Raw genomic sequence first — 25,777 nt, 5'->3', positions numbered from 1 at the left:
GGGCGGCCGCGCCACGCGCCTGCCGCTCACCGCCAACAGAGATGAGGAGCTGACATGAAGATCACCGGAGACATGCTGATCGGCGCATCGGCCGTGCGGGGCACCGACGCCACACTCCGCGCGTTCGACCCCGCGCGCAACGCCGATCTGGAGCCCCCGTTCGGCGGCGGCGGCGCGGCGGAAGTCGCGCGCGCCTGCGAACTCGCCGAAGCGGCCTTCGACGACTATCGCCACGCGCCTTTCGAAACGCGCGCGCAGTTTCTCGAGGCGATCGCCGACAACATCATCGCGCTGGGCGACACGCTGATCGAGCGCGCGATGGCCGAATCGGCGCTGCCGAAAGCGCGTCTGGAAGGCGAGCGCGCCCGCACTGTCGGGCAGTTGCGGCTGTTCGCATCGCTCGTGCGGGAGGGCCGCTGGCTCTCTGCCACGCTCGATTCCGCGCAGCCGGACAGAAAACCGCTGCCGCGCTCGGATCTGCGTTTGCAAAAGATACCGGTGGGCCCGGTGGCCGTGTTCGGCGCGAGCAATTTTCCTCTGGCGTTTTCGGTGGCGGGCGGCGATACCGCTTCCGCGTTCGCGGCGGGCTGTCCGGTCGTCGTGAAATCGCATCCGGCGCATCTGGGCACGTCCGAGCTCGTCGGACGCGCGGTGCAGAAGGCGGTGGCCGACCACGGTTTGCCCGAAGGCACGTTCTCGCTCGTCGTCGGCGCCGGCAATGCGATCGGCGAGGCGCTCGTCGCGCATCCTGCGATCCAGGCGGTGGGTTTCACCGGCTCGCGGCGCGGCGGGCTGGCGCTCGTCGATATCGCGGCGAAACGTCCGGCGCCGATTCCCGTTTTCGCTGAGATGAGCAGCGTGAATCCGGTATTCGCGTTGCCGGGCGCGCTGGCGGCGCGCGGCGACACGCTGGCGGCCGCGTATATCGATTCGGTCACGCTGGGCGTGGGCCAGTTCTGCACGAATCCGGGTCTCGTGATCGGGCTCGCGGATCCGGATCTCGACGATTTCACCGACCACGCCGCGGTCGCGCTCGAAAAGAAGGGCACGCAGACGATGCTCACGGCGGGCATCGCGGCGGCTTATGCGGACGGCGTCAGGCATCGCGATGCGGCCGCGAAGCGCATCGCGACGGGCGAGAACGGCGCCGCGTCGAGCGGCGCGCTGCCGGCGCTGTATCGCGTGAGCGCGGAGGCCTTCCTCGCGCAGCCTCAACTTGCGGAGGAGATTTTCGGGCCGACCTCGGTCATCGTCGTGTGTCGCGACGAGGACGAAATGATCGCGGTCGCGCGCCGTCTGGAAGGTCAACTGACCGCGACGCTGCTCATGGAGAAGGACGACGTCGATCTCGCGCGCCGGCTTCTGCCGGTTCTCGAGCGCAAGGCGGGGCGGATTCTCGCGAACGGCTTCCCGACGGGCGTCGAAGTGTCCTACGCGATGGTGCACGGCGGCCCTTTCCCGGCGACGTCCGACAGCCGCTCGACATCGGTCGGCGCAATGGCGATCGAGCGCTTTCTGCGTCCGGTGTGCTATCAGGATCTGCCGGCGGCGTTGTTGCCGGCGGCGCTAGCTGACGACAATCCGTTGAGCCTGTGGCGATTGAGGGACGGAGAGCTCGGGCCGAATTGAGCAATAGGCGAAATATCCCTGAGGCGAATAAACGCCGTTTATTCGTTTGAGAGATAATCGTCTGACCTCGTTCGATTGACTGTCTATCTGCGTGGCGAATAAAATGCATTTATTCGCCACGCAGATAGGGACCTCCATGCAGCAAGCCATCGTAACCGTCGCGCAGATGGGCCATGTCCTCGCGGCCGGCCGGAAGCGGGCCGGGCTGACTCAAACGCAGGCGGCGGCGCGCCTCGGCATCAGCCAAAGCCGGATTTCGACGCTGGAGCGCGATTCCGGCGCGCTGACCCTCGACCAGCTTCTCGCGATGTTCGGCGCCTACGGGCTTCAGTTGCTGGTACAGGACCGGCCGGACACGTCCCTGATCGAAGCCAATGAGGTCGACTGGTAATGGCCGGGCGCCGTCCGCATTCCCGGGCGTTGTCCGTGTGGGCCAACGGCCAGCGCGTGGCAACGTGGAGTCTGCCCGCGCGCGGAGCGGCGGAACTCGTCTATGACGCCGCCTGGATCCGCTCGGACGAGGCACGCCCGCTTTCCCTGTCGCTGCCGATTCGTCTCGACGGCGCGCCGCTGAGAGGCGACGCCGTGCTCAATTACTTCGACAATCTTCTGCCGGACAGCGAACCGATCCGGCGCCGCATCGCGCAGCGCTTTCAGACCGATAGCGTCGAGGCCTTCGATCTGCTGAGGGCCATCGGCCGTGATTGCGTCGGCGCGGTGCAACTGCTGGCGGAAGACGAAGCGCCGACAGGCGTCGAAAGCATCGAAGGCACGCCGCTCACCGACGATGACGTCGGGAACCTGCTGAAACAAGTCTCCGACGGCACGCCTTTCGGCACCGACGATGACGACGACTTCCGCATTTCGCTCGCCGGCGCGCAGGAGAAGACCGCGCTGCTGCGGCACGATGGCCGGTGGCTCAAGCCTCACGGCGCGACGCCGACGACGCACATCGTCAAGTTGCCGCTGGGACTCGTTGGCAATCGCCGCGCGGATCTCACGACATCGGTGGAAAACGAATGGCTCTGCATGCGTCTGTTGCAGGCGTTCGGCTTGCCGGCCGCCAATGTCGAGATGGCGACGTTCGACGAACGGCGCGTGCTCGTCGTCGAGCGTTTCGACCGGCGGCTGCATCCCGGCGGCAAGTGGATTCTCCGTTTGCCGCAAGAGGATTTTTGTCAGGCCAACGGGTTGCCTCCGCACAGAAAGTACGAGCAGGACGGCGGTCCGGGCGTGCTCGATCTCGCGCGCATCCTGCAGCAATCGACCGAGGCGCGTCGCGATGTGGAGACGCTCGTGACCGCGCAGATCCTGTTCTGGCTGCTCGCCGCCCCCGACGGTCATGCGAAGAACTTCAGCATCCACCTGTCGAGAGGCGGACAATACCGCCTCACGCCGCTCTATGACGTCATGTCGATCTGGCCGGTCGAAGGCGACGGCGCGAGCCAATGGTCGTGGTACAAGGCGAAGCTCGCGATGGCCATTCCCGGCCGGAGCCGGCACTATGCGTTTCGCGAGGTCAAGCGCCGGCACTTCAACGCCATGGCTCAACGATGCGGCTTCGGAAACAGCGCGGAGCCGATCATTCAGCGAATCATCGAACGCGCGCCGGCGGCGATCGGCGAAGTCACCGCGCAATTGCCGAAAGATTTTCCACCGCGGGTCGCCGAGCGTATTTTCGACGGCCTGAACCGATCGATCGCCGAGCTGGAAGCGATGCCGGCCGACTCACCCTGACTCACCCTGATACAACGACCAACCCGGAGACAAACCAACATGACAAGCGACTCGCGCCGCTACCCCGATCCCGCCGTGCGCGTCCTCGACCCGCGCTTCAACGCGCTGCGCATCGCATCGGCGTCGGTGGAATGTCTGTATCAAGGCGCGCGCTGGTCCGAAGGCCCGGTCTGGTTCGGCGACGGCCGCTATCTGCTCTGGAGCGATATCCCGAACAACCGCATCCTGCGCTGGGATGAGGAGAGCGGTGAGGTCGGCGTGTTCCGAAAGCCGTCGAACAACGCGAACGGCAACACGCGCGACCGCGAAGGGCGGCTCGTGACCTGCGAGCATCTGACGCGGCGCGTGACGCGCACCGAATACGACGGCTCGATCACCGTCATCGCCGACAGCTACGATGGCAAGCCGCTCAATTCGCCGAACGATGTCGTCGTGAAGTCGGACGGCTCGATCTGGTTCACGGATCCCACGTTCGGCATCGACGGCTTCTACGAAGGCGAGCAGCACGAAGCGCGGCTCAAGCCGTGCGTGTATCGCGTCGATGGCCAGAGCGGCGAGATCACGATGATGATCGACGCGTTCGTCGGCCCGAACGGTCTCGCGTTCTCGCCGGACGAATCGGTGCTGTACGTGGTCGAATCGCGCTCGACGCCGCGCAAGATCTACGCGTTCGACGTGCTCGACGGCGGCCGCCGCCTCCGCGAGCCGCGTCCGCTGATCGATGCGGGCCCGGGCACGCCCGACGGCTTTCGCGTCGACATACACGGCAACCTGTGGTGCGGCTGGGGCATGGGCGACGCCGAGCTCGACGGCGTGCGCGTGTTCACGCCGCAAGGCGAGGCGATCGGCCATATCGACTTGCCGGAGCGTTGCGCGAACGTATGCTTCGGCGGACGGCATCGCAATCGCCTGTTCATGGCGGCGAGTCACGGGCTCTATGCGCTGTACGTCAACACGCAGGGCGTGAAGGGCGGTTAAGCCCTGCCGATTCTCTCCATGATGCGCTCGGGATGCTTGCTCGCCGCGAAGCCGTGGCGCGCGTAAAGCCCGTGCGCGTCGGACGTGACGAGCATCATGCGGCGCAGTCCCTGAAGGTCGGGATGCGCCATCACGCATTGCATCATCCATTTGCCGAGGCCCGCGCCCTGATGCTCGGGCAGCACGAATACGTCCGCGAGATACGCGAAGGTCGCGGTGTCGGTGATCATGCGGGCATAGCCGATCTGTGCGCTGCCGCGAAAAAGCCCGAACGCGAGCGAATGGCGCGCGGCGCGCTCGACCTTCTCGCGCGCGATGCCCGGCGACCAGTACGCCACTTCGCTCAGGTAGCGATGGACGACATCGAAGTCGAATTCATCGATGTCCGTGCTCAGTCGATACTCGTCCCGGGTCCACTGCATCGCGCCGCTCCATGGCTGTCATGAAGCGCTGAGCATAAGCGATCGGCGCCCCATGCTCCATGCACACTTCGCGCGGGCAAGTGTCAGTGCACGTTGTAGATGCGCCCGGTTTCCGCGCCCTCGACGCTGCGGCTGTACGCGAGCGCCACGCGCGCGCCGCTTGCCGCCTCGAAGCCGCGGAAGTACGGGCCGAAGCTTTCGCGCGCTTCTTCGAGCATCGTCGGGCTCACGACATTGATGCGCAGGCCGCGCGGCAGTTCGATTGCCGCGCCGCGCACGAAACCTTCGATCGCGCCGTTGACCGCCGCCGCGCTCGCGCCTTCACGGATCGGCGCCGCACCGACGATGCCGCTCGTCAGCGTGAACGAGCCGCCGTCGTTCAGATAGTCGCGCGCGGTGAGCACGAGATTGACCTGGCCCATCAGTTTGTCGTTCAGACCGAGGCGGAATTGCTCCGGTGTCATTTTCACGAGCGGGCCGAAGTGGACGTGACCGGCTGTCGCGACAATCGCATCGACTTTGCCGATCGACTCGAAGAGCCGTTTGATGCTGTCCGGATCGAGCAGGTCGACGCGATGCGCCCCGCGCGTCGCGCCGATTTCGAAGACTTCATGACGGGCTTTCAGTTCGGCGGCGACGGCCCGGCCGACGGTGCCGGTCGCACCGATGACAGCGATTTTCATGATCGAACTCGCAGGGATGACGTTGAAGGATGGTCATGCATTGTGCGAGCGGGCGGACGCGCGAACAAGGCGCGTCCGCTTCAAGGATTGCAAACCGAGGGTTTCGAATGACTATCGCGCTGCGAGTCGCGGGGGCATCGGCGAAAGCAGATAGAGCGACGCCGCGAACTTGCAGACGAGTCCCGCGCCGCACACGAGCGCGCCCGCCGGGAACACATGCCATTGCAGCGCGAGCGTCGGCGCCGCGAGCGCCACCGATGCGAAACCGAGCGCGACGGTGAGCCAGCGCGCCCATTGCAGCCGCGATGCGACGCACACGTAAAGCAGGCCGACGAGCATGCGCGAAGCGATCGACGCCGCCAGCGGATGACTCGACGCATCGCCGGGAAGGCCGATCGCGAGGGTCAACGCGAACTCGGCCCAGGACAACGCCCACGCGGCGCCGAGACATGCCATCGCGGACGTGAAGCGCTGCTCGGGTGTGACTACGTGGCGTGCCGTCGTCTGAAGCTGCGCCGCTTCGTCGGACGCTGGCGTGCAGTCATCGTATGCGTGGATCGTCGTCATCTGGTCTTTCCCCTTTATCGATTTTAGGCGTTGCTCCGTGGTTTTGTCGGCCGCGATCGTGTTTTGCTGCGATGCGGCGCTTCATTGGCCGTGTCCTTGCGCATACGCCGTGCCAGCCCTGGGGAACGCATGTTGCTGCTGACCGAATGCGCCGAGCAACGTACACGGGAGCAGATCATGAGCGACATCAAAGAGCAGCATCCTCATTCGGAACGCGACGATGAGGATGTCGATAAAGCGGTGGAAGACACCTTTCCCGCAAGCGATCCGCCCGCGACGGGCGGCGTGACGCGTATAGAAACCGATGAGGAGAAAAAAGAAGAAAAGAAGTAACGCCAGGCATGCGTCGAAGCTGAAAGAGCCGCATCCGATGCGGCTCTTCGCTTATGCATGATCAGTGCTCATCCCCGTTCGAGTTCGAACAGCCGCGACGGCCTCAGGTGATTGAGCGCATAGTGCTTGCGTCCGCGCAAGGTATGACCGTGCGTATCGCGCCCCTCGAAGCGCACCTTGTCTTCGACTTCGGGCACCGTCGGCGCAACCATGCCTCGATCGATCAACCGATAGCCGCGTTCGAGTGCGAGCAATACGCCGTTGCGGCCGGGACGGCTGTCGAAGCCGCCGAGACCGTCGCCCGGTTCGGGCACAAAGTTCACCGGCGTGGCATTCGAATTGATGACGGAGTCGGGCTCACGCGCGCGCATCTCGGCTTCACGCCGCGCATGAATGCTTTTCGCGTCGGCGTCGACCGTGTCGTCGAGTCCGTCGTCGTTGGCGACATCGACGCCGCGCGGCGGCTTCTCATAGAAGCCCTGCGGACCGACATGCAGACCTTCCTTCGTCGTTTCGGCTTTTGCGCCCACGCCCGCCTGCGCTTCGCTACTCGAAGCGGTCTTCATCGCATCGCTCATCTTCACTTGAGCGGGTTGCTTGTCCTGCGGCTGGTTAGCTTCAGCGTTGTTCATCGCGTTGCTCCGTTGAACCTGAATTGACCGGCCTCTCTTGCAAGACTCGTTCCGGCTATTTGGCGACGGAACCGTGAGCCTTGCCGGAGGACGTCCTGACAGACGACTAAAATTTCAGGATTTTTTTTCGACCCCAAGCCGATTTCCTGCAAGTATTATTTGGAACCTGTCGGCGGCAAAGTGCAACAGGCGGACGCGAGCAATCAGGAGGGCGCGTCACGTTGCCGTCGAAAAAAGAGCAATGCGATTCGAACGAGCAGGGCACTTTCACACAGGTGACTCATGCAACACGATGCAGCCTTTTCACATCGAGGCTATCTTCTAAACTGCGCGCCCGCACGGGCCGGCGATGGCAGCTATCAGCCGTATGTGGTGATCTCGCGATCGAGCGATGGCGAACTCGTCGCGAACCGTTTCTTTCCATCGGACCTGCGATTTCGCAACGAGAGCGAAGCCATCGCGCACGCGCGCGACTGGGCCGTGCGCTGGATCGACGCAAGCAACGTAACGGCTTGAGCGATCTCCGCATGAAACATCGGGAACAGGGACGCGAGCCGGCGGGCGGCAGGCTTCTGCAAAACCGGTTACCCTTGATGTTTCATCCGTTGCGCGTGAGCGCGACGGCCGCTTCCTTTGCTTCATGGCCGACATGCAGAACACGCCCAAGTTTGGCGCCGTACCGCCGCTCGAAACATCCCGCGACACCGCGCACGACTCGCCTCAGGAATGGGGTCTCGCTCGCATCGTCGCAGACTTGCGCCAGTCGCGCGAAGAGTTGCACCGCACGCGGCATCCGCTCGGCATACGCGAATTGCCATCGCGCGAGGCGATCGTCAGGATCGTCAACGGCCTGCGCTCGGCGCTCTTTCCGACGCATTACGGCGCGCCCGATTTGACCGACGAAAGCGTCGACTATTACGTCGGTCAGACGCTCGAAACCAACTTGCGTCTGCTGCAAGAGCAGATTCGCCGCGCGCTGCGCTTCCTGCCCGAGCATCGCGATACGAGCGACGCCGATCTCTCCGCGCAGGCTTTCGCGATCGCGCGTGAACTCGGCGCGCAGTTGCCGCATATTCGCGCGCTGCTCGTGAGCGATATTCAGGCTGCGTTCACCGGCGATCCGGCCGCGCAGCACATCACCGAAATTCTGCTGTGTTATCCCGGCGTATGGGCGATGACTCATCATCGTCTCGCGCATGCGCTGCACAAGCTCGGCGTGCCCTTGCTCGCGCGCTTCATCAACGAAATCGCGCATTCGCTGACCGGCATCGATATTCACCCGGGCGCGACCATCGGGCCGAGCTTCTTTATCGATCACGGCACGGGCGTCGTGATCGGCGAGACAGCGGTGATCGGCCAGCATGTGCGCGTCTATCAGGCCGTGACGCTCGGCGCGAAGAGCTTTCCTTCGACGAGCGATGGCGCTCTCGTCAAAGGCAACGCGCGCCATCCGATCGTCGAGGACGATGTCGTCATCTACGCGGGCGCGACGATTCTCGGCCGCGTGACCATCGGCAAGGGCTCGGTCATCGGCGGCAACGTGTGGCTCACGCATAGCGTGCCGCCCGGCAGCAACGTATCGCAGGGAAAGATCCGCGAAGGCTGCGGCCCCGACGCGCCAAGCAACGGGTTCGGCGCGTGAAAGACGAAAGGGCCGCGAGGCCCTTTCTTTTTGCTTTGCGCGCAGCGGCCGCGACTTCAGGTATTCGACACGCTGAACGCAGTCTGATTGCCGACGATGGACAGAAACTCGCGGCGCGTCGATGGATCGTCGCGGAATGAGCCGAGCATGCGCGACGTGACCATCGAAACCCCTGCCTTGTGCACGCCGCGTGTCGACATGCATTGATGCGCCGCTTCGAGAATGACGCCGACACCGAGCGGTTGCAGCACTTCGTTGAGCGTATCGGCAATTTGCGCGGTCATCTTCTCTTGAATCTGCAGTCGCTTCGCGAAGGCGTCGACGAGGCGCGCGAGCTTCGAAATACCGACAACGCGCTTGTTCGGCAGATACGCGACATGCGCGCGGCCGATGATCGGCACCATGTGATGCTCGCAATAGCTTTCGAAACGAATGTCCTTGAGGACGATCATTTCGTCATAACCCTGCACTTCGGAAAATGTGCGGGCGAGGATGTCGTGCGGATTCTGCGCATAACCCGAGAAGAACTCTTCATAGGCGCGCACGACGCGGCCGGGTGTATCGAGGAGGCCCTCGCGGCTCGGATCCTCGCCGGCCCAGCGTAGCAAAACACGCACGGCGGCTTCGGCTTCCTCGCGGGTCGGACGATCTGTGTCAGCAGGCATGTCCGAGCCTGTAAGATGGTTTTTGCGCGGGGCGCTCATCGAAAGCTCCTGTGAGTCGAAGTGCATATATACGTTCAGTGCATTGGGGCACCCCGCCATTGTTCCACGTTTCGGAATGTCGATATAAGTGTCAGGTCTTTCCGCCTCCATCGATGCCCGACCCCGTGCGCCACACCTTCTTGCCTTCCTCGCTCAGCACGCCGCTGCTGTGGTCCTTGTCGGGCTCCGTGCCCGGCTCGGCCATCGGCCCGCCCGGCTGTTCCTGCGACGGTTGCTTGCTGCCCTTGCGCTGCGCGATGCGGTCTTCCTGAGAACGTCCGGCGTAATTGCTCATGTCGCGACTCCTTTCGAATTGATGCGATGAAAGGCGCGCAAGCCGCGTTCCAGCCGGACGTGTCAGTGTGCCCGATTCAATGCTCGATCACGCGGGATGGCCCTCCATGCCGCCGAGCACCATCCAGGACACGCCGAACTTGTCGGCGACCATGCCGAAGCGCTTGGCGAAGAAGGTCTGCGTCATCGGCATTTGCACCTGGCCGCCATTGGACAGCGCGCTGAAGTATTTTTCCGCCTGCTGCTCGTCGTTCGCGGTGAGCGAGAGCGATACGCCCTTGAAATCCGTCTTGCCGCTGCACATGCCGTCGGAGGCCATCAGCATGGAATCGCCGATGGTGAAGGCCGAATGCATGATCTTGTTTTCCGATCCCGGCGGAATGCCGCAGCCGCTGGCTGTTTCAGCCTTGCCCGCTTCCGGGTTTTCGCTGTAGCGCATCATCATGACGACTTGCGCGCCCAGATTCTCGCGATAGAACGTGATCGCTTCTTCGCAGCGGCCTTCGAAAAACAGATAGGGTTGCACTTGCATGTTTGCTCCTTGAGTTATGACTTCTCGTCAGGGTCCATATCCATCATGAGCGGCACCGATGCGTGCTCGTGCACGACACGCCAGTCGCCGTCGATCTTTTTGAAGCACACGGTGGCGCGCACGATGTCTTCCTGCTCGCCCACGGCGACACGGTTGACGGAGTGCGCGTACGCCAGATCGCCGCTGGCGGCGACTTCCACTTCCCGCATCTCGAACGTGAGCGGGCCTTTCATGCTGTCGAACCAGCGCTGCCAGTTCTCGCGATAGTGCCCGACGCCCTTGATCGACGCCGGCGGCACGACATCGAACACGACGACATCCGGCGCGTAGTGGCTGACGAGCGCGTCGACGTCTTTCGCGAGCACGGCTTGCCGCCACGCTTCGATCAATTCGTGGATGCGCGCAACTTCGCCGTGCGCATCCGTACGATCATTTGCTTTCGTCATGCTGCCTCCTTGCGTATGACGGCTCCATCGCACACGGTGCCGCCGCGTCGTGACAAAGCAACGGCAGGCACCCGGCGCGGAATTATTTTTTGCCTTGTGTACACCGTCCACAAAAAGTAGCAGAGATAATGGACACTGTCCACATAAGGAAAGCCCGACGAATCAAAATGACAAATGGCAAGCCGCGCAGCACCTATCGACACGGCGATCTGCGACGCGCGCTGATCGATGCGGCCATCGAGCTCGCGCGTGAGGGCGGCCCGGATGCGATCGTCTTGCGCGAGGCTACGCGTCGCGCGGGCGTCGTGCCGAATGCGGCCTATCGGCATTTCGAGAGTCGTCAGGAATTGCTATCGGCGGTGCGTTCGGCGGCGCTGTCGTACGTTGCGCGGGCGATGGAAGAGGAACTGGCGTCGCGCCCCAAAAAGCGCCGCCGTGCCGATGCGGCGCGCGCGGGATTGCGCGCTATCGGCACGGGCTATCTGCGGTTTGCACAGATGGAAACCGGCTTGTTTCGCACGGCATTCGCCGCGCCGCAGGCCGAATGGGCCGAGCATGAAGGGACGTATGGCGCGGGGCCGGGCGGGCTCGATCCGTTCCAGTTGCTGAGCCGCGCGCTGGACGAGATGGTCGAGGCGGGCGCGCTCGAAGCGAAACGCAGGCCCGAGGCGGAGTACCTTGCATGGAGCGCGGTGCATGGCTTCGCGCTACTGTTGATCGAAGGCCCTCTGCAGGGATTGGAGCATACGCAGATCGAGCCGCTCGCCGGGCGCTTGCTCGACATGGTCGAGAACGGTCTTTGACACTCGGTTGCGCGAAAGAATCGCGCCGCATCGAGCGGCGCGATTCGTCATCGATCCGGCTTCACTTCGCCGGGCGCGCTTCGTCGGCTATCGGCTCGACTACGCTGAGGAGCAACAGCAGGCAAAGCGTCGCCGTGCCGACCATATACAGGAAAACCGCGGTCCAGCTATAGCTGTCGAGCAGAAGGCCTACCGCGAGCGGTGCGCATGCGCCGCCGATCTGGCCCACCGAGTTCACGATGCCGAACGCTGTCGGATAGGTGGCTTTGGTCGCGAGGCCCATCGGATACGCGGAGTAGCCCGCGAAGCCGATGCCGAGCATCAGGCCCGCCAGCATCAGCGCGGCGCCGAGGTAAGCGACGCTGTCGGGTGCGTCGATCAGCAGGAACGTCATGATCATCGTGCCGAGTGCGCCGAGCATCATCATCGGCTTGCGACGGCCGCCGAGCAGGCGATCCGAGATGATGCCGCCGAGCATGTTGCCCGTCACCGCGCCGATGAAGGGCGCCGATGCCAGAAAGCCCATCTTCACCGATGCGAAGCCCTTCACCGTGACGAGATAAGTCGGAATCCACGAGATGAAGATATTGCTGATGCCGATCATGCAGCCATAGCCGAGCGCGATGCCGAAGATGTTCCATGAGCCGAAGACCTGGCGAATTGTTTCGAGCTGGGGCACGCGCTTCGTGCGATTGATCGCATCGAGCCGGGGCATCGGGGTCATTCGTGCGCGGTCGAGCGACTTGCCGCCGTTGCCGCCGACGGTCGTTTCATCGGCGATGTAACGGCGCTCGGCCGGCGAGCAGAAGCGGTTCTCGCCCGGCGAGTTCGTCACGAAGAACAGCCATACGACGGCGAGCAGAATGCCCGGCACCGCGAACACATAGAAGATCTCGCGCCAACCCCACAACTGGATCACGATGATGCACACGGAAGGCACGATCAACGGCCCGAGCTTCGATGCGGCGATCCACAGGCCAGTCGCCGTGCCTTTTTCCTTCGCGGGAAACCATCGATTGATCACGTTCGTGCAGCCGATGCCGAGCGGCCCTTCCGACAAGCCGAGTCCCACGCGATACGTCATCAGCAGAAACACCGACGATGTCGTGCCCATCAATCCCGTGAACACCGAGGTCAGGATCATGAAAACCGAGAACAGCAAGCCGGTGGTCTTTTCGCTGAGCCGCTTGTAAAGCAGGCCGACAGGAATCTGCACGAAGCCATAGGCGAACGAGAACAGGCTGACGATCAGACCGGCCTCGGTATTGGTGATGTGATATTCCTTCTTCAGATACGGCAGCGCGATACCGAAGTTGGCGCGATCCGCACAGGCGATCGCCCAGATGCAGAAAATGAGGCCCATCACGACCCAGCGGTGTTTCGTGCGTTTCTCGGCGATGGGTTCTGCTTTCGACGAAGCAATGATGCCGTCAGCGTTGTTCATTGCGCTGTTGTCTCCGATGTCATTATCAAGGCTTTGTTGTTATATGCCTTTCGATGCTTCCAATTGTGGGGACGCTACCCAAGAGCGTCCAATCTTTTATTGCTATTACTTGATTCCCGGATTGAATCGATCACGAAGCCGCGTGGCCATGCATCCATTCTTGGATCAATTGATAGCCTTTTGGGATTGGACGTCCTCGGCGAAAGCAGACATCATCCGCTCCACATCGGAAACGAACACCATGGAGCACGCGAATTGAAGCCGAGCATTCTGCAACTGAATCCCATCCTCGTACCGGCCATCAACGAAAAGCTGGATGCGCGCTATACGATGCATCGACTGTTCGAGCAGGATGACAGGGAGGCGTATATCCGCGAGCACGGCGCATCGATTCGCGGCGTGATCACCGGCGGGCATACGGGCATCTCGAACGATCTCATCGAGCGCTTGCCTGCGTTGCAGGTGATCGCCGTGAACGGCGTCGGAACCGATGCGGTCGATCTCGAATTCGCGCGTTCGCGCGGACTACCGGTGACGGGCACGTTCGGCGCATTGACCGAAGATGTGGCCGATCTCGCGATCGGGTTGATCCTGACCACGTTGCGCGAGATCTGCCCCGGCAACGATTTCGTGAAGACCGGCAAATGGGTGAAGAACCCGAGCCCGAGCGCGATTCCATTGTCGCGGCGCTTCAGCGGCAAGCGCGTCGGTATCGTGGGCCTCGGCAAAGTGGGCCGCGCGATTGCGCAGCGTGCCGCCGCGTTCGCTTGCCCGATCGCGTATACGGACGTGCGAAAGATGGACGATATCGACTATCGCTTCGTGCCGGATCTGCTTTCGCTCGCGCGTGAGAGCGACATTCTCGTGCTCGCCGCCGCAGCCGATAAAGCGAAGGGCATCGTCGACGCGGCCGTGCTCGATGCGTTGGGCAAGGACGGTTATCTCATCAACATCGCGCGCGGCAAGCTCGTGGTGGAAAGCGATCTCGTGCAGGCGCTGTCGCGCGGCACGATCGCGGGCGCGGGCCTCGACGTGTTCGTCGACGAGCCCAACGTGCCCGCGGAATTGCTGGGCATGGACCGTGTGGTGCTGCAGGCACATCGCGCGAGCGCGACGGTCGAATCGCGCACGGCGATGGGCGAGATGGTGCTCGCGAGCCTTGCTCAAGGGCTCGCAGGCGAACGTCCCGAAGGCAGTCTCACGACCTGACGCATGCGCATGAACTTGTCCGGCGCGAACATATAATGATCGGCTATCACTTCATCGTCGATTACGAATGCTCGATCTCGGACAAGTGCGCTGCTTCGTCGCCGCCGCGACGGAGCTGAACTTCAGACGCGCGGCCGCGCTGCTCAACATGACGCAGCCGCCGCTTTCCCGGCAGATTCATCTGCTCGAAGAAAACCTCGGCGTGAAGCTGTTCGAGCGCGTCGGCCGCACGGTCAAGCTGACGCCGGAAGGGCGCGTGTTTCTCGCCGATGCGACGCGCCTGCTCAACCTTTCCGAGCAGGCGGAAAGCACCGTGAGACGCGCGAGCAAGGGCAAGACGGGCCGCGTGCGCGTCGGCTTCACGGGCGCGGCGGGATATGAACTGATACCGGAATTGCTCGTCGCGGCGAAGCGCGATTTGCCCGATATCGATGTCGTGCTGCTCGAAATGATTTCCGTCGCGCAGATCGAAGGCTTCGAGGCCAATGCCATCGATCTCGGTTTCATGCGGCCGTTACCATCGCGGCAGAAAGTGGAGTTTCTCCTCGTCGACCGCGAGCCGATGATCGTCGCGCTGCCTGCGGGACACGCGCTGTGCCGCTTCGATCGACTCGCGCTCGCGCAGTTGCACGAGCAGGCGTTCATCATGCATTCGCCCACGCACGGCAAATACTTCTACGACCGAATCATGAGCATGCTCGTCGCCGACGAAGTGAAGCCGCACTTCACGCAATACATGGATCAGACGCCAACCATTCTGTCGCTCGTGCGCGCGGGATTGGGCATATCGATTCTTCCGGCATCGTCGCGACGTTTTCATTTCGACAATGTCGAGTTCAGGGAGATCGCCGGCAATACCGTTCAGGCCGAGATGAGCATGGCGTGGCGCTCCGATCAGGACAATCCCGCCGTCACGGCTTTCAGGCACATGGCGGCGGAATACTTCGCTACGCGGCGTTCCTGATGGCGCGCGCGGTCGCGTCGATCGCGGCTTCGGCCTTGTCGACGATCTCGTCGATCTCCTCGTGCGTGACGACGAGCGGAGGCGAGAGCAACATGCGATCGTGGCTCGCGCGCATCACGAGATCGCTCGCGAAGCAGAAGTCGCGACATATCGTGCCGATCTCGTCGCCATTGGAAAAGCGCTTCCTCGTCGCGCGATCTTCGGCCAGTTGAATGCCCGCGACCAGTCCGGCACCCGCAATTTCGCCGACGATCGCGTGATCGGCCAGCGCGTCTCTCAAGCGCTTCTGAAAGTACGGCCCTACATCGTCTTTCACCCGCGCAACGATGCCTTCGTCTCTCAACAGCTTGAGATTGGCGACCGCCACCGCGGCCGCCACCGGATGACCCGAATACGTGAAGCCGTGATTGAATTCGCCGCCATTCACGATTGCGTCCGCGATGCGATCCGATAGCGCGACTGCGCCCATCGGCACATAGCCGCTCGTCAGGCCTTTTGCCATCGTGATGACATCCGGCTCGAAGCCGAAGTGCCGATGCGCGAACCATTCGCCCGTGCGTCCGAATCCGCCGATCACTTCATCGGCGATCAACAGCACATCATGTTTGCGGCAGATGCGTTCGATCTCAGGCCAGTAAGTCGGCGGCGGAAAGATCACGCCGCCAGCGCCCTGAAAAGGCTCACCAATAAATGCGGCGACATTTTCGGGCCCGAGTTCGAGGATCTTGTCTTCGAGCTGGCGCGCGCGAGCGAGACCGAAGGCATCGGCATCCAACGCGCCGCCTTCGCCGAACCAGTAAGGCTGGTCGATATGCGCGACATGCTCCATCTTCGATGGCATCTGCTCGTGCATATAGCTCATGCCGCCGAGCGTGGCGCCCGCGATGGTCGAGCCGTGATACGCATTCGTGCGCGCGATGACATAACGCTTGTTCGGCCGGCCTTGCACGGCCCAGTAACGATGCACCGCGCGCAGCGCCGTGTCGTTGGCTTCGGAACCGCTGTTGCAATACAGAAAGCGGTTGAACTGCGCAGGCGCCAACTCCGCGAGCATGGCCGACAATTCGATCACCGGTGGATGCGTCGTCTTGAAGAACGTGTTGTAGTAGGGCAATGCCTCCATCTGCTTCAACGCGGCATCGGCGAGCTCGCGGCGTCCATAGCCGACGTTCACGCACCACAATCCCGCCATGCCGTCGATGATGCGATTGCCCTCGGAGTCCCACAGATACACGCCGTCGGCCCTGACGATCACGCGGCTGCCCGCGCGATTGAGCGCGCCCATGTCGGAGAAAGGATGCAGATGATGCGCGGCGTCGAGCGCGCGGTAATGCGCCGTCGAATCGATTCGATCGTTCATGTCGTCGTCTCCGTTTCAAACATGCAGCAGCAGATGCTTGCGTTCCCACGAACTGATTACGCGGAAGAACGCTTCGTATTCGGTTTCCTTCAACGCGAGATAGGCCCGCACGAACTTCTCGCCGAACATCTCGGCAAGCGGCTCGCACGCGCCCATCAGCGTGAGGCCCTCGTCGAGATTGCGCGGCAATTGATAGGGCTGGCGATAACCGTCGCTCGCGAGCGGCTCGGTCGGTTCGAGATGCTGCGTCATGCCGAGATAGCCCGCGGCCAGCGTGGCGGCGATCGCGAGATACGGATTGCAGTCGACGCCCGGAATGCGGTTCTCGATGCGCCGCGCCTGCGGCGACGAATGCGGCACGCGGAACCCGACGGTGCGGTTGTCATAGCCCCATTGCACGTTGATCGGCGCGGCCATGAAGCGCGATAGCCTGCGATAGGAATTGATATAAGGCGCGAAGATCGGCATGAGCGCGGGCGTGTATTTCTGCAAGCCGGCGATATAGCTATGGAACAGTCCGCTCGGTTCACCTTCGCGACTCGTGAAGAGGTTGCGGCCCGTCTCTTCGTCGATCACGCTCTGATGCACGTGCATCGCCGATCCCGGCTCGCATTCCATCGGCTTCGCCATGAAGGTCGCATACATCTTGTGGCGCAAGGCCGCTTCGCGCACGGTGCGCTTGAAGAGAAACACGCGATCCGCGAGATTGAGCGGATCGCCGTGCATGAAGTTGATTTCCATCTGCGCGGCGCCGACTTCGTGAATCAGCGTATCCACTTCGAGTTCCTGCACCTCGCAGTACTCGTAGATATCTTCGAAGAGCGGATCGAACTCGTTGACGGCATCGATCGAATACGCCTGACGTCCCGTTTCAGCGCGCCCGGTTCTGCCGACGGGCGGTTGCAAGGGCAGATCGGGATCGCGATTCATATCGACGAGAAAAAATTCGAGCTCGGGCGCGACGACGGGCCGCCAGCCCTTCGCGGCGTATTGCTGCAGCACTTGCCGCAGCACGCGGCGCGGCGAAATCGCCACGGGCGTGCCGTCGAAATGCACGCAGTCGTGGATCACTTGCGCGGTCGGATCGGTGGCCCACGGAATCAGGCGGATCGTCGCGGGATCGGGCACGCACACCATGTCGGGATCGGTGACGCCGGTGAAACTGCCGTCGACGGGATAATCGCCCGTCACGGTCTGGATCATCACGGCTTGCGGCAGCCGCATCGATTCTCCCGACTCGAACTTGCTGCGCGGAATGATCTTGCCGCGCGCCGTGCCGGCCATGTCGGGAATGATCGCTTCGATCTCGGTGATGCGGTGTTTTCGCAGGAATTCGTCGATGCGTTCCATGTTCGTTCTCGTGTTTTGAGCAGGCGCGCGTTTCCACCGCCTTCGCGATGCATCGCAAAGGCGCAAGGAAGACGCGCGCATTACGCGTGCAGACGCACGCGCGCGGATCGGTGGTTAAGCGTCGAGAAAACGAAAAGAGGCGCTACGGCAGCAGCGAAGCCGCGCCGACGCAATGGACGGCGATGAACGCGCGGGCGGACACCGCGTTGCGACGCCGCACGCAGCGGCGAGAGAGGACGGTCAGAACCGACAGGAAGCGGCGATCGGAAATCTTGCCGCAGCGATCGGCGCCGGAGCGTTGGCTCCGACGTGCCAGAGGGCTTTGGACTTTCACGATAAGACTCGTTGTCGAGTTGATCTGCAGGGCGCATGTCGATGCCGACAATTGCCCTTCAGCGAGCATATACGAGACATAAACGCCGTCAATACGTTTTTTCCATCGGCCGCGCGCGTGGCGATTTTGTTGCGCGAGGAAGGCGTTGCGCAATTCATCGATAATGTCGGCTCTTTCAGCGATATCTCGACGGAGCCGATGCTCTCCAACCTGCTCGTCCAACTCGTCAATGGCCTGGCCGACGCTTGCGCGCTCTTTCTCGTCGCGTCGGGCCTGTCGCTCATCTTCGGCGTCACGCGCATCGTCAACTTCGCGCACGGCTCGCTCTACATGCTCGGCGTGTATGTCGCGTATAGCCTGACGAGCCGCTTCGGCACGAGCGTCGCGGGCTTCTGGGCGTCGCTTGCGGGCGCGGCGCTGCTGGTCGGCGCGATCGGCGCGGCGATCGAAATGAGCGTGCTCAGGCGCATCTATCGCGCGCCCGAGTTGTTTCATCTGCTTGCCACGTTCGCGCTCGTGCTGATCATTCGCGATGCCGCGCTCTGGTTGTGGGGACCCGACGATCTGTTCGGCCCGCGCGCTCCGCATCTTGAAGGCGCGGTGCAGATGCTCGGTCACGCGCTGCCGGCCTACGATCTCGCGTTGATCGTCATCGGTCCGCTCGTGCTGCTCGCGCTCTGGTACGCGCTCACGCGCACGCGCTGGGGCACGCTCGTGCGCGCGGCGAGCGCGGATCGCGAGATGCTCGGCGCGCTCGGCGTCAATCAGGCGTGGCTCTTCACCGGCGTGTTCTTCGTCGGCGCGATGCTCGCGGGACTCGGCGGCGCGCTGCAGGTGCCGCGCATGTCGGCGAATCTGTCGCTCGATATCGAGACCATCGGCAATGCGTTCGTCGTGGTCGTGGTCGGCGGGATGGGCTCGATTCCGGGCGCGTTCGTCGCGGCGCTGCTGATCGCCGAGATCAAGGCGATGTGCATCGGCATCGGGCATGTGTCGATCATCGGCGTCGATTTCTCGTTGTCGAAGTTCACGCTCGCCGCGGAGTTCGTCGTGATGGCCGTCGTGCTCGTGCTGCGTCCATGGGGACTCTTCGGGCGCGCGCAGACGATCGCGCGTTCCGCCGCGCCCGCCGATCAGCCTTTGCGTCCCGCCACGCGCGCGATGAAGATCGCCGGGGCAGTTGTCGTGATCGCGCTTGCGCTCGCGCCGCTCGCCGCCGATGCCTTTCCCTACATGCCCGTGCTGTTCGTCGAGATCATGATCGCGGTCCTGTTCGCCGCGAGCCTGCACTTCATCATGGGACCGGGCGGCATGCACTCGTTCGGTCATGCGGCGTATTTCGGTCTCGGCGCATACGGCGCGGCGCTGTTTCTCAAGGTGTTCGCGTTGCCGATGGAAGCCGCGCTCGTGCTCGGGCCGCTCATCGCGGGCATCGGCACGATCGTGTTCGGCTGGTTCTGCGTGCGCCTGTCGGGTGTCTATCTGGCGATGCTCACGCTCGCGTTCGCGCAGATCGTCTGGTCGGTCGTCTTTCAGTGGGACGCGGTGACGGGCGGCAGCAACGGCATATTGGGCATCTGGCCGTCGCCGTGGCTGTCGTCGCCCGTCGCGTTCTATTACCTCACGCTCGCCTTCGCCCTGATCGGCGTGTGGCTTCTGCGCCGCATGCTTTTCTCGCCACTCGGTCTCGCAATGCGCGCGGGTCGCGACTCGCCGTTGCGCGCGGAGGCCATCGGCGTGAACGTCGCGCGCGTGCAGTGGGCGGCGTTCGTCGCCGCCGCGCTCGTGTGCGGACTCGCGGGCTCGCTCTATGCGTTCTCGAAGGGCAACATCTCGCCCGAAGCGATCAGCGTGGGCCGTTCCGTCGACGGCCTCGTGATGGTCCTGCTCGGCGGCATCCAGACGCTTGCCGGCCCGATCGTCGGCGCGAGTGTGTTCACCTGGTTGCAGGATGCCGTCGCGCGCCAGACCGATTACTGGCAGGCGCTGCTCGGCGCCGCGATCCTCGTGCTCGTCATCGCGTTTCCGCAAGGCATCGCGGGCTTCGTGCGCGAGCGCTTCTTCGGGGGGGGCGCAATGACGCTGCTTTCGATCGCGCATCTCTCGAAGTCGTTCGATGGCGTGCACGCGGTGGACGACGTCTCGTTCGAACTTCAGTCGGGTCAGTTGCTCGCGCTGATCGGCCCGAACGGCGCGGGCAAGTCGACGTGCTTCAACATGATCAACGGCCAGCTCAAGCCGACGGCCGGCACGATCCGTTTCGATGGTCACGATATCGCAGGCATGCGTCCGCGCGATATCTGGCGACGCGGCGTGGGCCGAACGTTTCAGATCGCCGCGACCTTCAATTCGATGACCGTGCTCGAAAACGTGCAGATGGCGTTGCTGTCGCGCGAGCGGCGCGTCTATACGCTTTTCGGCCGCGTTGCGTCATGGAAGGAAGACGAAGCGCTGGCCTTGCTCGATCTCGTCGGCATGGCGACGCATGCGCGGCGAAGCTGCGCGGTGCTTGCATACGGCGACGTGAAACGCGTCGAACTAGCGATCGCGCTGGCGAATCATCCGAAGCTCTTGTTGATGGACGAACCGACCGCCGGCATGGCGCCGCAGGAACGCAATGAACTGATGGCGCTCACCGCGCGCCTCGCGAAAGAGCGCAACATCGGCGTGCTGTTCACGGAGCACAGCATGGACGTGGTCTTCTCGCATGCGGACAAGCTGATCGTGCTCGCGCGTGGGCGTCTCATCGCGCAAGGCGATGCCGAAGCGATCCGCAACGATGCGCGGGTGCGCGAGGTCTATCTCGGCACGGGCGCGTCGTTTTCGCCGCGCGTGGGGGCATCGACATGACGTGCCTGAAAGTCGAAGCGCTGAATGCGTTCTATGGCCGCGCGCAGATCCTGTTCGACGTCGCCTTCGAAGTCGGCCGCGGCGAAGTGGTCGCGCTGATGGGCCGCAACGGCGCGGGCAAATCGACGACGATGAAAGCCGTGATGGGTCTCCTGCCGCGCATGGCGGGGGCCGTGTCCTTCATGGGTGAAGACATCGCCGGCATGGCGCCGCATCGCATCGCGCGAAAAGGGCTGGGCTATGTGCCCGAAGATCGCCGTGTGTTCGGCGATCTCACGGTGATGGAGAATCTCGACACGGGCCGTCAGCCGCCGCGCGAGGATGCGCCGCTATGGACGCCCGACAAGCTCTTTCGCGTGTTCCCGAATCTCGGCGAAATGCGCCATCGTCGCGCGAGCCGGATGAGCGGCGGCGAGCAGCAGATGCTGACCGTATCGCGCACGCTGATGGGCAATCCGCGTCTCGTGTTGCTCGACGAACCGTCGGAAGGCGTCGCGCCCGTGATCGTCGAGCAAATGGCCGATATGATTCTCGACTTGAAGCGCGAAGGGCTCGCGATACTCTTGTCGGAACAGAACCTGCACTTCGCGGAACTGGTCAGCGATCGTGTGTATGTGCTGGAGAAAGGCCAGATTCGCCATGAAGGCGCGATGAACGCATTCGCACGCGACGACGCCGCGCGCCGCGAGTTTTTAGGTATTTGAAGGCAAGCCAAACAAAGGAAGAGGAGAGCATCACATGACGATTCGTGCAGGCACGCACCTGAGCCTCGCCGCCATTGCAGCGGCCATGACTTTCGCCGCGCACGCCGACACCATCAAGATCGGCGAGATCAACAGCTACAAGGCGCAGCCTGCGTTTCTGATGCCGTACAGGAACGGCTGGAACCTCGCGCTCGACGAGATCAACGCGGCGGGCGGCATCGACGGCAACAAGCTCGAAGTCGTCTCGCGCGACGACAACGGCAATCCCGGCGACACGGTTCGCGTCGCGCAAGAACTCGTCACGCGCGAGCAGGTGAGGCTGTTGTTCGGCGGTTTTCTGTCGAATACGGGTCTCGCGCTCGCCGACTACGCGAAGCAAAGGCGCATCTTCTTCCTTGCGGCCGAGCCACTCACCGACAAGATCGTCTGGCAGGACGGCAACAAGTACACGTACCGGCTGCGCCCGTCGACTTACATGCAGGTCGCGATGCTCGTGCCCGAAGCCGCGAAGCTCAAGAAGAAGCGCTGGGCGCTCGTCTATCCGAATTACGAGTACGGTCAATCGGCTGTGGCCACGTTCAAGCGCTTGCTGAAGGCCGCGCAGCCGGATGTCGAGTTCGTCGCGGAGCAGGCGACGCCGCTCGGCAACATCGATGCGGGCGCGGTGACGCAAGCGCTCGCCGACGCGAAGCCCGACGCCATCTTCAACGTGCTCTTCAGCGCGGACCTCGGCAAGTTCGTGCGCGAAGGCAATACGCGCGGCTTGTTCAAGGATCGCGCGGTCGTGTCGCTGCTGACGGGCGAGCCGGACTATCTCGATCCGCTCGGCAAGGAAGCGCCGGTCGGCTGGATCGTCACGGGCTATCCGTGGTATTCGATCGATACGCCGGAGAACAAGAAGTTCGTCGCCGCCTATCAGGCGAAGTATCACGACTATCCGCGCCTCGGATCGGTCGTGGGCTATACGGCGATGATGTCGATCGCCAACGGCCTGAAGAAAGCCGGCTCACCCGATTCCGACAAGCTCGCCGCCGCATTCAAGGGCTTGTCAGTCGATACGCCGTTCGGTCCCATCACGTACCGCAAGCAGGACAATCAATCGACGATGGGCGCGTATGTCGGCGTGACCGGCCAGAAGGACGGCAAGGGCGTGATGACCTCGTTCCGCTATATCGATGGCGCGAGCGTCCAGCCATCGGATGAAGAAGTGAAGAAGCTGCGTCTGGAGCAGTGACGCATCATGCCTTCGGGAAGGGCTTGCTGACGAACTTCGAACCGGCGAGCCCGAAGCGCCACGGCACGTCCATCGCCTTGGTAATGCCGATGCGCGGCCCGTGCACGATCGGAAAGTCCTCCTCGGGCGGCTCGATATGAAACGGCGCTTCGAGCAGGGACATGCCGTTGTTCTTGTGCGTGATGCCGAGCGCCTGCGCGACGCGGCCCGGCCCCGAGCATAGAAGTCTGATCGGCTCGAGGCCGCGCCGCTCGCGCATTTCATCGATGCCGACGAGCGGCTCGATCGCGCGAATCAGCACACCCGCGCCGTGACCGGCTTCGCGGCACACGAAGTTCATGCACCAGTGAATGCCGTACGAGCGGTAGACGTAGACGCGCGCGGGCGGCCCGAACATTGCTTCATTGCGGGGCGTCGGTCCGGAGAAGCTGTGCGAGGCGGGATCTTCGCGATCGTAGGCTTCTGTTTCGACGATGCGGCCGCCGACGCCGTCGACGGTCACGATCGCGCCGATCAGCCGTTGCGCGACGATGTCCGACGGCGCATTGAAATCGATGGGTTTGGGCTTCTTGTTCACAAGCGGTATTCTAGCCGCGCCGCCGCAACCGACCTGAACATCGGGAGACGCCGAATGAAAACTTCCTGGTTCCTCAAGTTCTCCAACGCGCTCGCGCAAGTGGCGGGGCGGGCCTCGACCTTCGTCATCGCCGTGGCGCTCGTGATCGTCTGGGCCGCTTCGGGGCCGCTCTTTCACTTCAGCGACACCTGGCAACTCGTCATCAATACGTCGACGACCATCGTGACGTTCCTGATGGTGTTCCTCATCCAGAACACGCAGAACCGCGACACCGCCGCGATGCAGATCAAGCTCGACGAACTCATTCGCGCAATCGACAAGGCGCATAACGCGCTGCTCGATCTCGAAGAACTGGACGAAAAGGAACTCGCGGTTTTCCGCAAGCGGTATGAAAAGCTCGCGCAGGAGGCGCGCCACGACCTGCGCTCGGCGAGCAAGGATATCGACATGCCTTCGTTCGGCGACGGCGAAGACCGCTCCGGCGAACCGAAGCGGTAGCGGCGACGGCGTCTACTTCGTGAGGCGCAGCACGCCCAGATTGCCGGCGATCTGCTGGAAGATGTTCTCGAGCGTCGTGTTGTCCGGCGCGTGGTAATAGTTGCCCGGGCTCGCGCAGTTCTGCATCGTGACCTGCGCCGTCGAGCTCGATGCCGACGAACCGAACGTGATCGAATAGATCGTGATGCCGGCCGCCTTGATCGCCGTGCAGATCGCCAACTGGTACGAGTTGGCGTCGTCGGGGTAACCCGCGTTGTTGCCGCTCGACGTGTCGATGGCGCTGCCGCCATGCAGCTCCGACGAGTCCGTGAGCGCGTTCGACATCTTGGTGCCGTCGGCCCGGAGCACCGTCGGCGCCGACAGGCTGTTGGTGCCCACGCCCGAGAGACCGTTGAAATACAGCGTGTTGGGAATCGACCCTGCCGCGCCGATCTGGTTCAGCCCGTCGGTGAGCACGATCATCACGCGTTGCAGGTTCTGCACGGAGCCGTCGGTGGGCTTCGGCAGGCTCGGGTCCGACGACGTCCAGCCGTTCTTCGTGCCCGCGACATTCTGCGACCACGACGGCTCCAGCATGCGCCAGCCCCAGAGCAGTCCGACCGGAATGATCGTCGAGCCGGACGGCGTCATCTTATTGACGGCCGTGGTGAGCGTGGTGGCGTTCTGCGTGAGGAAGGTCATCGAGGTGGCGAGGCAGCCTGAATTCTGCGTCAGGTTCTGCCCGGTCGTGTTGGTCTCGTCGAACTGCGTGCCGATGCCCGTGCCCGTGCCGCCGCTCGGGCTGTTGCACTTGTTCGCCGAGCCCGACGAGCCGATCGTGAACGGCACGTTGGAAATGGTCGACGTCGTGCTCCCCGATGTGTTGCACTGGCTGTAGCGGGTCGACGAGCTATAGGTGATCACCTTCAGCTTGGTCGTCGGCACGTTGTAGTAGTAGCGCTGGAACTTGCGGGTGTCCGTCGGCGAGTAGGCTTCGGGCGACAGATTGCCGCCGGTGCGCGGCTCGATCACGCAGCCGTTCCACGTGCCCGTCGTCACGTTGCTGGTGTTGTAGGTCGGCAGCGTCGAACTGAGCCAACTGCCGGTGGACGGCAGCGCGCCCGTCGTATTGACGGTGCTCGCGAACGGCACCAGTCCGATGAAGTTCTTGTTGGTGGAGGTGCTTCCGCTCGGCAGCAGATCGGCGATCAGCGCGTTGGCCGCGGTCTGGAGGCCGCTCATCTTGCTCGGGCCGGACGTGCCGTTCGCGGCGTCCTTCATCGAGCCGGTGTTGTCGAGCACCATGACGAGTTCCAGCGTGCTCTGCGGCAACCGCAGCGCGGTGTTGTTCGCCGATACCGACGACGTATCCGGCGACGTCGCGCCGCCGCCGGAACCCGTGCCGGAACCGCTGCCCGATGTGTTGCTGAACACCTTCGGCGCAAGCAAAGGCAACGAACCCGATGCCGACAGCGCGATGGTCTGCCCGGTAGCCGGTGCGCCCGATACGGTCGCGCTGAATTGCGCGTCGGGCATGGTGAAGCCCAGCACGCCGGCGGGGCTGTTCGCGTCGTAGTAGGCGCGCGCGTCCTTTTGCCATGTGGCGAGGGACGTGCCGGTCGGCGTGTTGCCATAGCGTTGCAGATCGACGCCCGCCGACAGCGTGGCGGCATCGAGCGCCATTTGCATGCGGCCCTGCGTCATCACGTAGTCGATCATGTCGAGCGACACGCACATGGACCCGATCATCGCGCTCGCGCACATCGCGAACATCATCGCGATGCTGCCCTCGTCGCTCTTCGACGTCCGGCTGCACGAGCGGAGCGTCGACCAGAACCCTTTGCGCTTGATTTCCATGTGGGCGTCCATGAT

At 63.3% G+C, this 25,777-nt stretch carries 28 protein-coding genes and 1 pseudogene; 15 read left to right on the top strand and 14 right to left on the bottom strand.

The window, feature by feature from the left end; genetic code table 11:
* Window positions 1-54 precede the first annotated feature (54 nt).
* The 4 genes from U4Y90_RS26890 to U4Y90_RS26875 all read left to right on the top strand — a co-directional run bounded on the left by U4Y90_RS26890 (window position 55) and on the right by U4Y90_RS26875 (window position 4,344).
* Window positions 55-1,629, top strand: a complete 1,575-nt coding sequence (locus U4Y90_RS26890) for an aldehyde dehydrogenase (NADP(+)) (RefSeq protein WP_321799175.1) — start codon at window positions 55-57, stop codon at window positions 1,627-1,629.
* A gap of 136 nt (window positions 1,630-1,765) precedes the next feature.
* The gene (locus U4Y90_RS26885; protein ID WP_321799174.1) at window positions 1,766-2,020 is read left to right on the top strand and encodes a helix-turn-helix transcriptional regulator; all 255 of its coding nucleotides are present in this window, start codon (window positions 1,766-1,768) and stop codon (window positions 2,018-2,020) included.
* Complete coding sequence (locus tag U4Y90_RS26880; protein WP_321799172.1) at window positions 2,020-3,366, top strand: type II toxin-antitoxin system HipA family toxin; 1,347 nt, start codon at window positions 2,020-2,022, stop codon at window positions 3,364-3,366. The genes U4Y90_RS26885 and U4Y90_RS26880 overlap by 1 nt, the downstream gene beginning before the upstream one ends.
* 39 nt (window positions 3,367-3,405) lie before the next feature.
* On the top strand, window positions 3,406-4,344 hold the full coding sequence (locus U4Y90_RS26875; protein WP_321799170.1) for an SMP-30/gluconolactonase/LRE family protein: 939 nt from the start codon (window positions 3,406-3,408) through the stop codon (window positions 4,342-4,344).
* Here U4Y90_RS26875 and U4Y90_RS26870 read toward each other — a convergent pair.
* From U4Y90_RS26870 to U4Y90_RS26860, 3 genes are all read right to left on the bottom strand, one after another.
* Window positions 4,341-4,766 carry a GNAT family N-acetyltransferase gene (locus U4Y90_RS26870; protein ID WP_321799168.1) on the bottom strand — a complete coding sequence of 142 codons (426 nt, stop codon included), beginning with the start codon at window positions 4,764-4,766 and terminating at the stop codon, window positions 4,341-4,343. The two genes, U4Y90_RS26875 and U4Y90_RS26870, sit on opposite strands and share 4 nt — an antisense overlap.
* 83 nt (window positions 4,767-4,849) lie before the next feature.
* Window positions 4,850-5,452, bottom strand: a complete 603-nt coding sequence (locus U4Y90_RS26865) for a short chain dehydrogenase (RefSeq protein ID WP_321799225.1) — start codon at window positions 5,450-5,452, stop codon at window positions 4,850-4,852.
* 108 nt (window positions 5,453-5,560) lie between these two features.
* Window positions 5,561-6,016, bottom strand: coding sequence for a hypothetical protein (locus U4Y90_RS26860; protein WP_321799166.1), 456 nt, complete (start codon window positions 6,014-6,016; stop codon window positions 5,561-5,563).
* Window positions 6,017-6,145: 129 nt separating this feature from the next.
* Here U4Y90_RS26860 and U4Y90_RS26855 point away from each other — a divergent pair, with 129 nt between their 5' ends.
* Window positions 6,146-6,349 (top strand): hypothetical protein, encoded by a 204-nt coding sequence (locus tag U4Y90_RS26855; protein WP_321799230.1) that lies wholly within the window; start codon window positions 6,146-6,148, stop codon window positions 6,347-6,349.
* A 68-nt stretch (window positions 6,350-6,417) separates the two neighbouring features.
* Here the strand turns inward: U4Y90_RS26855 and U4Y90_RS26850 are convergent, their stop codons facing one another.
* Window positions 6,418-6,981: a DUF3005 domain-containing protein gene (locus tag U4Y90_RS26850; protein ID WP_321799165.1), complete on the bottom strand. Its 564-nt coding sequence runs from the start codon at window positions 6,979-6,981 to the stop codon at window positions 6,418-6,420.
* Between the two features lie 282 nt (window positions 6,982-7,263).
* Here U4Y90_RS26850 and U4Y90_RS26845 point away from each other — a divergent pair, with 282 nt between their 5' ends.
* Window positions 7,264-7,497, top strand: a complete 234-nt coding sequence (locus U4Y90_RS26845; RefSeq protein WP_321799164.1) for a hypothetical protein — start codon at window positions 7,264-7,266, stop codon at window positions 7,495-7,497.
* A 124-nt stretch (window positions 7,498-7,621) separates the two neighbouring features.
* Window positions 7,622-8,623, top strand: coding sequence for a serine O-acetyltransferase EpsC (gene epsC, locus U4Y90_RS26840; protein WP_415749417.1), 1,002 nt, complete (start codon window positions 7,622-7,624; stop codon window positions 8,621-8,623).
* A gap of 56 nt (window positions 8,624-8,679) precedes the next feature.
* On the opposite strand, the gene folE is transcribed toward epsC, so the two are convergent.
* From folE to U4Y90_RS26820, 4 genes are all read right to left on the bottom strand, one after another.
* A complete protein-coding gene (gene folE / locus U4Y90_RS26835) occupies window positions 8,680-9,327 on the bottom strand; it encodes a GTP cyclohydrolase I FolE (RefSeq protein ID WP_321799163.1) in 648 nt (215 codons plus the stop codon).
* 91 nt (window positions 9,328-9,418) lie between these two features.
* Complete coding sequence (locus tag U4Y90_RS26830; protein WP_321799161.1) at window positions 9,419-9,622, bottom strand: hypothetical protein; 204 nt, start codon at window positions 9,620-9,622, stop codon at window positions 9,419-9,421.
* Window positions 9,623-9,709: 87 nt separating this feature from the next.
* Window positions 9,710-10,153, bottom strand: coding sequence for a VOC family protein (locus tag U4Y90_RS26825; protein WP_321799159.1), 444 nt, complete (start codon window positions 10,151-10,153; stop codon window positions 9,710-9,712).
* Between the two features lie 14 nt (window positions 10,154-10,167).
* Window positions 10,168-10,599: a YybH family protein gene (locus tag U4Y90_RS26820; RefSeq protein WP_321799157.1), complete on the bottom strand. Its 432-nt coding sequence runs from the start codon at window positions 10,597-10,599 to the stop codon at window positions 10,168-10,170.
* 167 nt (window positions 10,600-10,766) lie between these two features.
* Between U4Y90_RS26820 and U4Y90_RS26815 the strand changes: the two genes are divergently transcribed.
* Window positions 10,767-11,402: a TetR/AcrR family transcriptional regulator gene (locus U4Y90_RS26815; RefSeq protein ID WP_321799156.1), complete on the top strand. Its 636-nt coding sequence runs from the start codon at window positions 10,767-10,769 to the stop codon at window positions 11,400-11,402.
* Between the two features lie 61 nt (window positions 11,403-11,463).
* Here the strand turns inward: U4Y90_RS26815 and U4Y90_RS26810 are convergent, their stop codons facing one another.
* Complete coding sequence (locus U4Y90_RS26810) at window positions 11,464-12,846, bottom strand: MFS transporter (protein WP_321799154.1); 1,383 nt, start codon at window positions 12,844-12,846, stop codon at window positions 11,464-11,466.
* Between the two features lie 255 nt (window positions 12,847-13,101).
* On the opposite strand from U4Y90_RS26810, the gene U4Y90_RS26805 reads away from it, so the two are divergent.
* Complete coding sequence (locus tag U4Y90_RS26805) at window positions 13,102-14,055, top strand: 2-hydroxyacid dehydrogenase (RefSeq protein ID WP_321799152.1); 954 nt, start codon at window positions 13,102-13,104, stop codon at window positions 14,053-14,055.
* 67 nt (window positions 14,056-14,122) lie between these two features.
* Window positions 14,123-15,019 (top strand): LysR substrate-binding domain-containing protein, encoded by an 897-nt coding sequence (locus U4Y90_RS26800; RefSeq protein WP_321799150.1) that lies wholly within the window; start codon window positions 14,123-14,125, stop codon window positions 15,017-15,019.
* On the opposite strand, the gene U4Y90_RS26795 is transcribed toward U4Y90_RS26800, so the two are convergent.
* From U4Y90_RS26795 to U4Y90_RS26785, 3 genes are all read right to left on the bottom strand, one after another.
* Window positions 15,003-16,379 (bottom strand): aspartate aminotransferase family protein, encoded by a 1,377-nt coding sequence (locus U4Y90_RS26795; RefSeq protein WP_321799149.1) that lies wholly within the window; start codon window positions 16,377-16,379, stop codon window positions 15,003-15,005. The two genes, U4Y90_RS26800 and U4Y90_RS26795, sit on opposite strands and share 17 nt — an antisense overlap.
* A gap of 15 nt (window positions 16,380-16,394) precedes the next feature.
* The gene (locus U4Y90_RS26790) at window positions 16,395-17,729 is read right to left on the bottom strand and encodes a glutamine synthetase family protein (protein ID WP_321799147.1); all 1,335 of its coding nucleotides are present in this window, start codon (window positions 17,727-17,729) and stop codon (window positions 16,395-16,397) included.
* A 142-nt stretch (window positions 17,730-17,871) separates the two neighbouring features.
* Window positions 17,872-18,285 (bottom strand): hypothetical protein, encoded by a 414-nt coding sequence (locus U4Y90_RS26785; protein ID WP_321799229.1) that lies wholly within the window; start codon window positions 18,283-18,285, stop codon window positions 17,872-17,874.
* Between U4Y90_RS26785 and U4Y90_RS26780 the strand changes: the two are divergent.
* The 4 genes and pseudogenes from U4Y90_RS26780 to U4Y90_RS26765 form a co-directional block, all read left to right on the top strand.
* Window positions 18,262-20,124 (top strand): annotated as a pseudogene (locus U4Y90_RS26780) (ABC transporter permease); the annotation flags it as partial. The gene U4Y90_RS26785 and the pseudogene U4Y90_RS26780 overlap by 24 nt on opposite strands.
* Before the next feature lie 15 nt (window positions 20,125-20,139).
* A complete protein-coding gene (locus U4Y90_RS26775) occupies window positions 20,140-20,913 on the top strand; it encodes an ABC transporter ATP-binding protein (RefSeq protein ID WP_321799221.1) in 774 nt (257 codons plus the stop codon).
* The gene (locus U4Y90_RS26770; protein WP_415749419.1) at window positions 20,904-21,617 is read left to right on the top strand and encodes an ABC transporter ATP-binding protein; all 714 of its coding nucleotides are present in this window, start codon (window positions 20,904-20,906) and stop codon (window positions 21,615-21,617) included. Before U4Y90_RS26775 ends, U4Y90_RS26770 begins: the two co-directional genes overlap by 10 nt.
* A 34-nt stretch (window positions 21,618-21,651) precedes the next feature.
* Window positions 21,652-22,851, top strand: a complete 1,200-nt coding sequence (locus U4Y90_RS26765) for an ABC transporter substrate-binding protein (RefSeq protein WP_321799145.1) — start codon at window positions 21,652-21,654, stop codon at window positions 22,849-22,851.
* 4 nt (window positions 22,852-22,855) lie between these two features.
* Here U4Y90_RS26765 and U4Y90_RS26760 read toward each other — a convergent pair whose 3' ends face one another.
* Window positions 22,856-23,428 carry a DNA-3-methyladenine glycosylase gene (locus U4Y90_RS26760; RefSeq protein WP_321799143.1) on the bottom strand — a complete coding sequence of 191 codons (573 nt, stop codon included), beginning with the start codon at window positions 23,426-23,428 and terminating at the stop codon, window positions 22,856-22,858.
* A gap of 54 nt (window positions 23,429-23,482) precedes the next feature.
* On the opposite strand from U4Y90_RS26760, the gene U4Y90_RS26755 reads away from it, so the two are divergent.
* Window positions 23,483-23,926 carry a low affinity iron permease family protein gene (locus U4Y90_RS26755; protein ID WP_321799141.1) on the top strand — a complete coding sequence of 148 codons (444 nt, stop codon included), beginning with the start codon at window positions 23,483-23,485 and terminating at the stop codon, window positions 23,924-23,926.
* Between the two features lie 12 nt (window positions 23,927-23,938).
* On the opposite strand, the gene U4Y90_RS26750 is transcribed toward U4Y90_RS26755, so the two are convergent.
* Window positions 23,939-25,762, bottom strand: a complete 1,824-nt coding sequence (locus U4Y90_RS26750) for a VWA domain-containing protein (RefSeq protein ID WP_321799140.1) — start codon at window positions 25,760-25,762, stop codon at window positions 23,939-23,941.
* Window positions 25,763-25,777: the final 15 nt, after the last annotated feature.

This window comes from Caballeronia sp. J97, assembly GCF_905220305.1.
Taxonomy (GTDB): domain Bacteria; phylum Pseudomonadota; class Gammaproteobacteria; order Burkholderiales; family Burkholderiaceae; genus Caballeronia.
This window is presented reverse-complemented; position numbering and strand designations above follow the sequence as displayed.

Bases quoted from the DNA above. Each gene is read 5' to 3' on its own strand.
- U4Y90_RS26875 (WP_321799170.1), top strand. From the start codon at position 3,406: ATGACAAGCGACTCGCGCCGCTACCCCGATCCCGCCGTGCGCGTCCTC.
- U4Y90_RS26855 (WP_321799230.1), top strand. From the start codon at position 6,146: ATGTTGCTGCTGACCGAATGCGCCGAGCAACGTACACGGGAGCAGATC.
- U4Y90_RS26885 (WP_321799174.1), top strand. From the start codon at position 1,766: ATGCAGCAAGCCATCGTAACCGTCGCGCAGATGGGCCATGTCCTCGCG.
- U4Y90_RS26750 (WP_321799140.1), bottom strand. From the start codon at position 25,762: ATGGAAATCAAGCGCAAAGGGTTCTGGTCGACGCTCCGCTCGTGCAGC.
- U4Y90_RS26765 (WP_321799145.1), top strand. From the start codon at position 21,652: ATGACGATTCGTGCAGGCACGCACCTGAGCCTCGCCGCCATTGCAGCG.
- U4Y90_RS26830 (WP_321799161.1), bottom strand. From the start codon at position 9,622: ATGAGCAATTACGCCGGACGTTCTCAGGAAGACCGCATCGCGCAGCGC.
- U4Y90_RS26890 (WP_321799175.1), top strand. From the start codon at position 55: ATGAAGATCACCGGAGACATGCTGATCGGCGCATCGGCCGTGCGGGGC.
- U4Y90_RS26790 (WP_321799147.1), bottom strand. From the start codon at position 17,729: ATGGAACGCATCGACGAATTCCTGCGAAAACACCGCATCACCGAGATC.
- U4Y90_RS26880 (WP_321799172.1), top strand. From the start codon at position 2,020: ATGGCCGGGCGCCGTCCGCATTCCCGGGCGTTGTCCGTGTGGGCCAAC.
- U4Y90_RS26860 (WP_321799166.1), bottom strand. From the start codon at position 6,016: ATGACGACGATCCACGCATACGATGACTGCACGCCAGCGTCCGACGAA.
- U4Y90_RS26810 (WP_321799154.1), bottom strand. From the start codon at position 12,846: ATGAACAACGCTGACGGCATCATTGCTTCGTCGAAAGCAGAACCCATC.
- folE (WP_321799163.1), bottom strand. From the start codon at position 9,327: ATGAGCGCCCCGCGCAAAAACCATCTTACAGGCTCGGACATGCCTGCT.
- U4Y90_RS26755 (WP_321799141.1), top strand. From the start codon at position 23,483: ATGAAAACTTCCTGGTTCCTCAAGTTCTCCAACGCGCTCGCGCAAGTG.
- U4Y90_RS26820 (WP_321799157.1), bottom strand. From the start codon at position 10,599: ATGACGAAAGCAAATGATCGTACGGATGCGCACGGCGAAGTTGCGCGC.
- U4Y90_RS26815 (WP_321799156.1), top strand. From the start codon at position 10,767: ATGACAAATGGCAAGCCGCGCAGCACCTATCGACACGGCGATCTGCGA.
- U4Y90_RS26825 (WP_321799159.1), bottom strand. From the start codon at position 10,153: ATGCAAGTGCAACCCTATCTGTTTTTCGAAGGCCGCTGCGAAGAAGCG.
- U4Y90_RS26775 (WP_321799221.1), top strand. From the start codon at position 20,140: ATGACGCTGCTTTCGATCGCGCATCTCTCGAAGTCGTTCGATGGCGTG.
- U4Y90_RS26845 (WP_321799164.1), top strand. From the start codon at position 7,264: ATGCAACACGATGCAGCCTTTTCACATCGAGGCTATCTTCTAAACTGC.
- U4Y90_RS26850 (WP_321799165.1), bottom strand. From the start codon at position 6,981: ATGAACAACGCTGAAGCTAACCAGCCGCAGGACAAGCAACCCGCTCAA.
- U4Y90_RS26795 (WP_321799149.1), bottom strand. From the start codon at position 16,379: ATGAACGATCGAATCGATTCGACGGCGCATTACCGCGCGCTCGACGCC.
- epsC (WP_415749417.1), top strand. From the start codon at position 7,622: ATGGCCGACATGCAGAACACGCCCAAGTTTGGCGCCGTACCGCCGCTC.
- U4Y90_RS26870 (WP_321799168.1), bottom strand. From the start codon at position 4,766: ATGCAGTGGACCCGGGACGAGTATCGACTGAGCACGGACATCGATGAA.
- U4Y90_RS26800 (WP_321799150.1), top strand. From the start codon at position 14,123: ATGCTCGATCTCGGACAAGTGCGCTGCTTCGTCGCCGCCGCGACGGAG.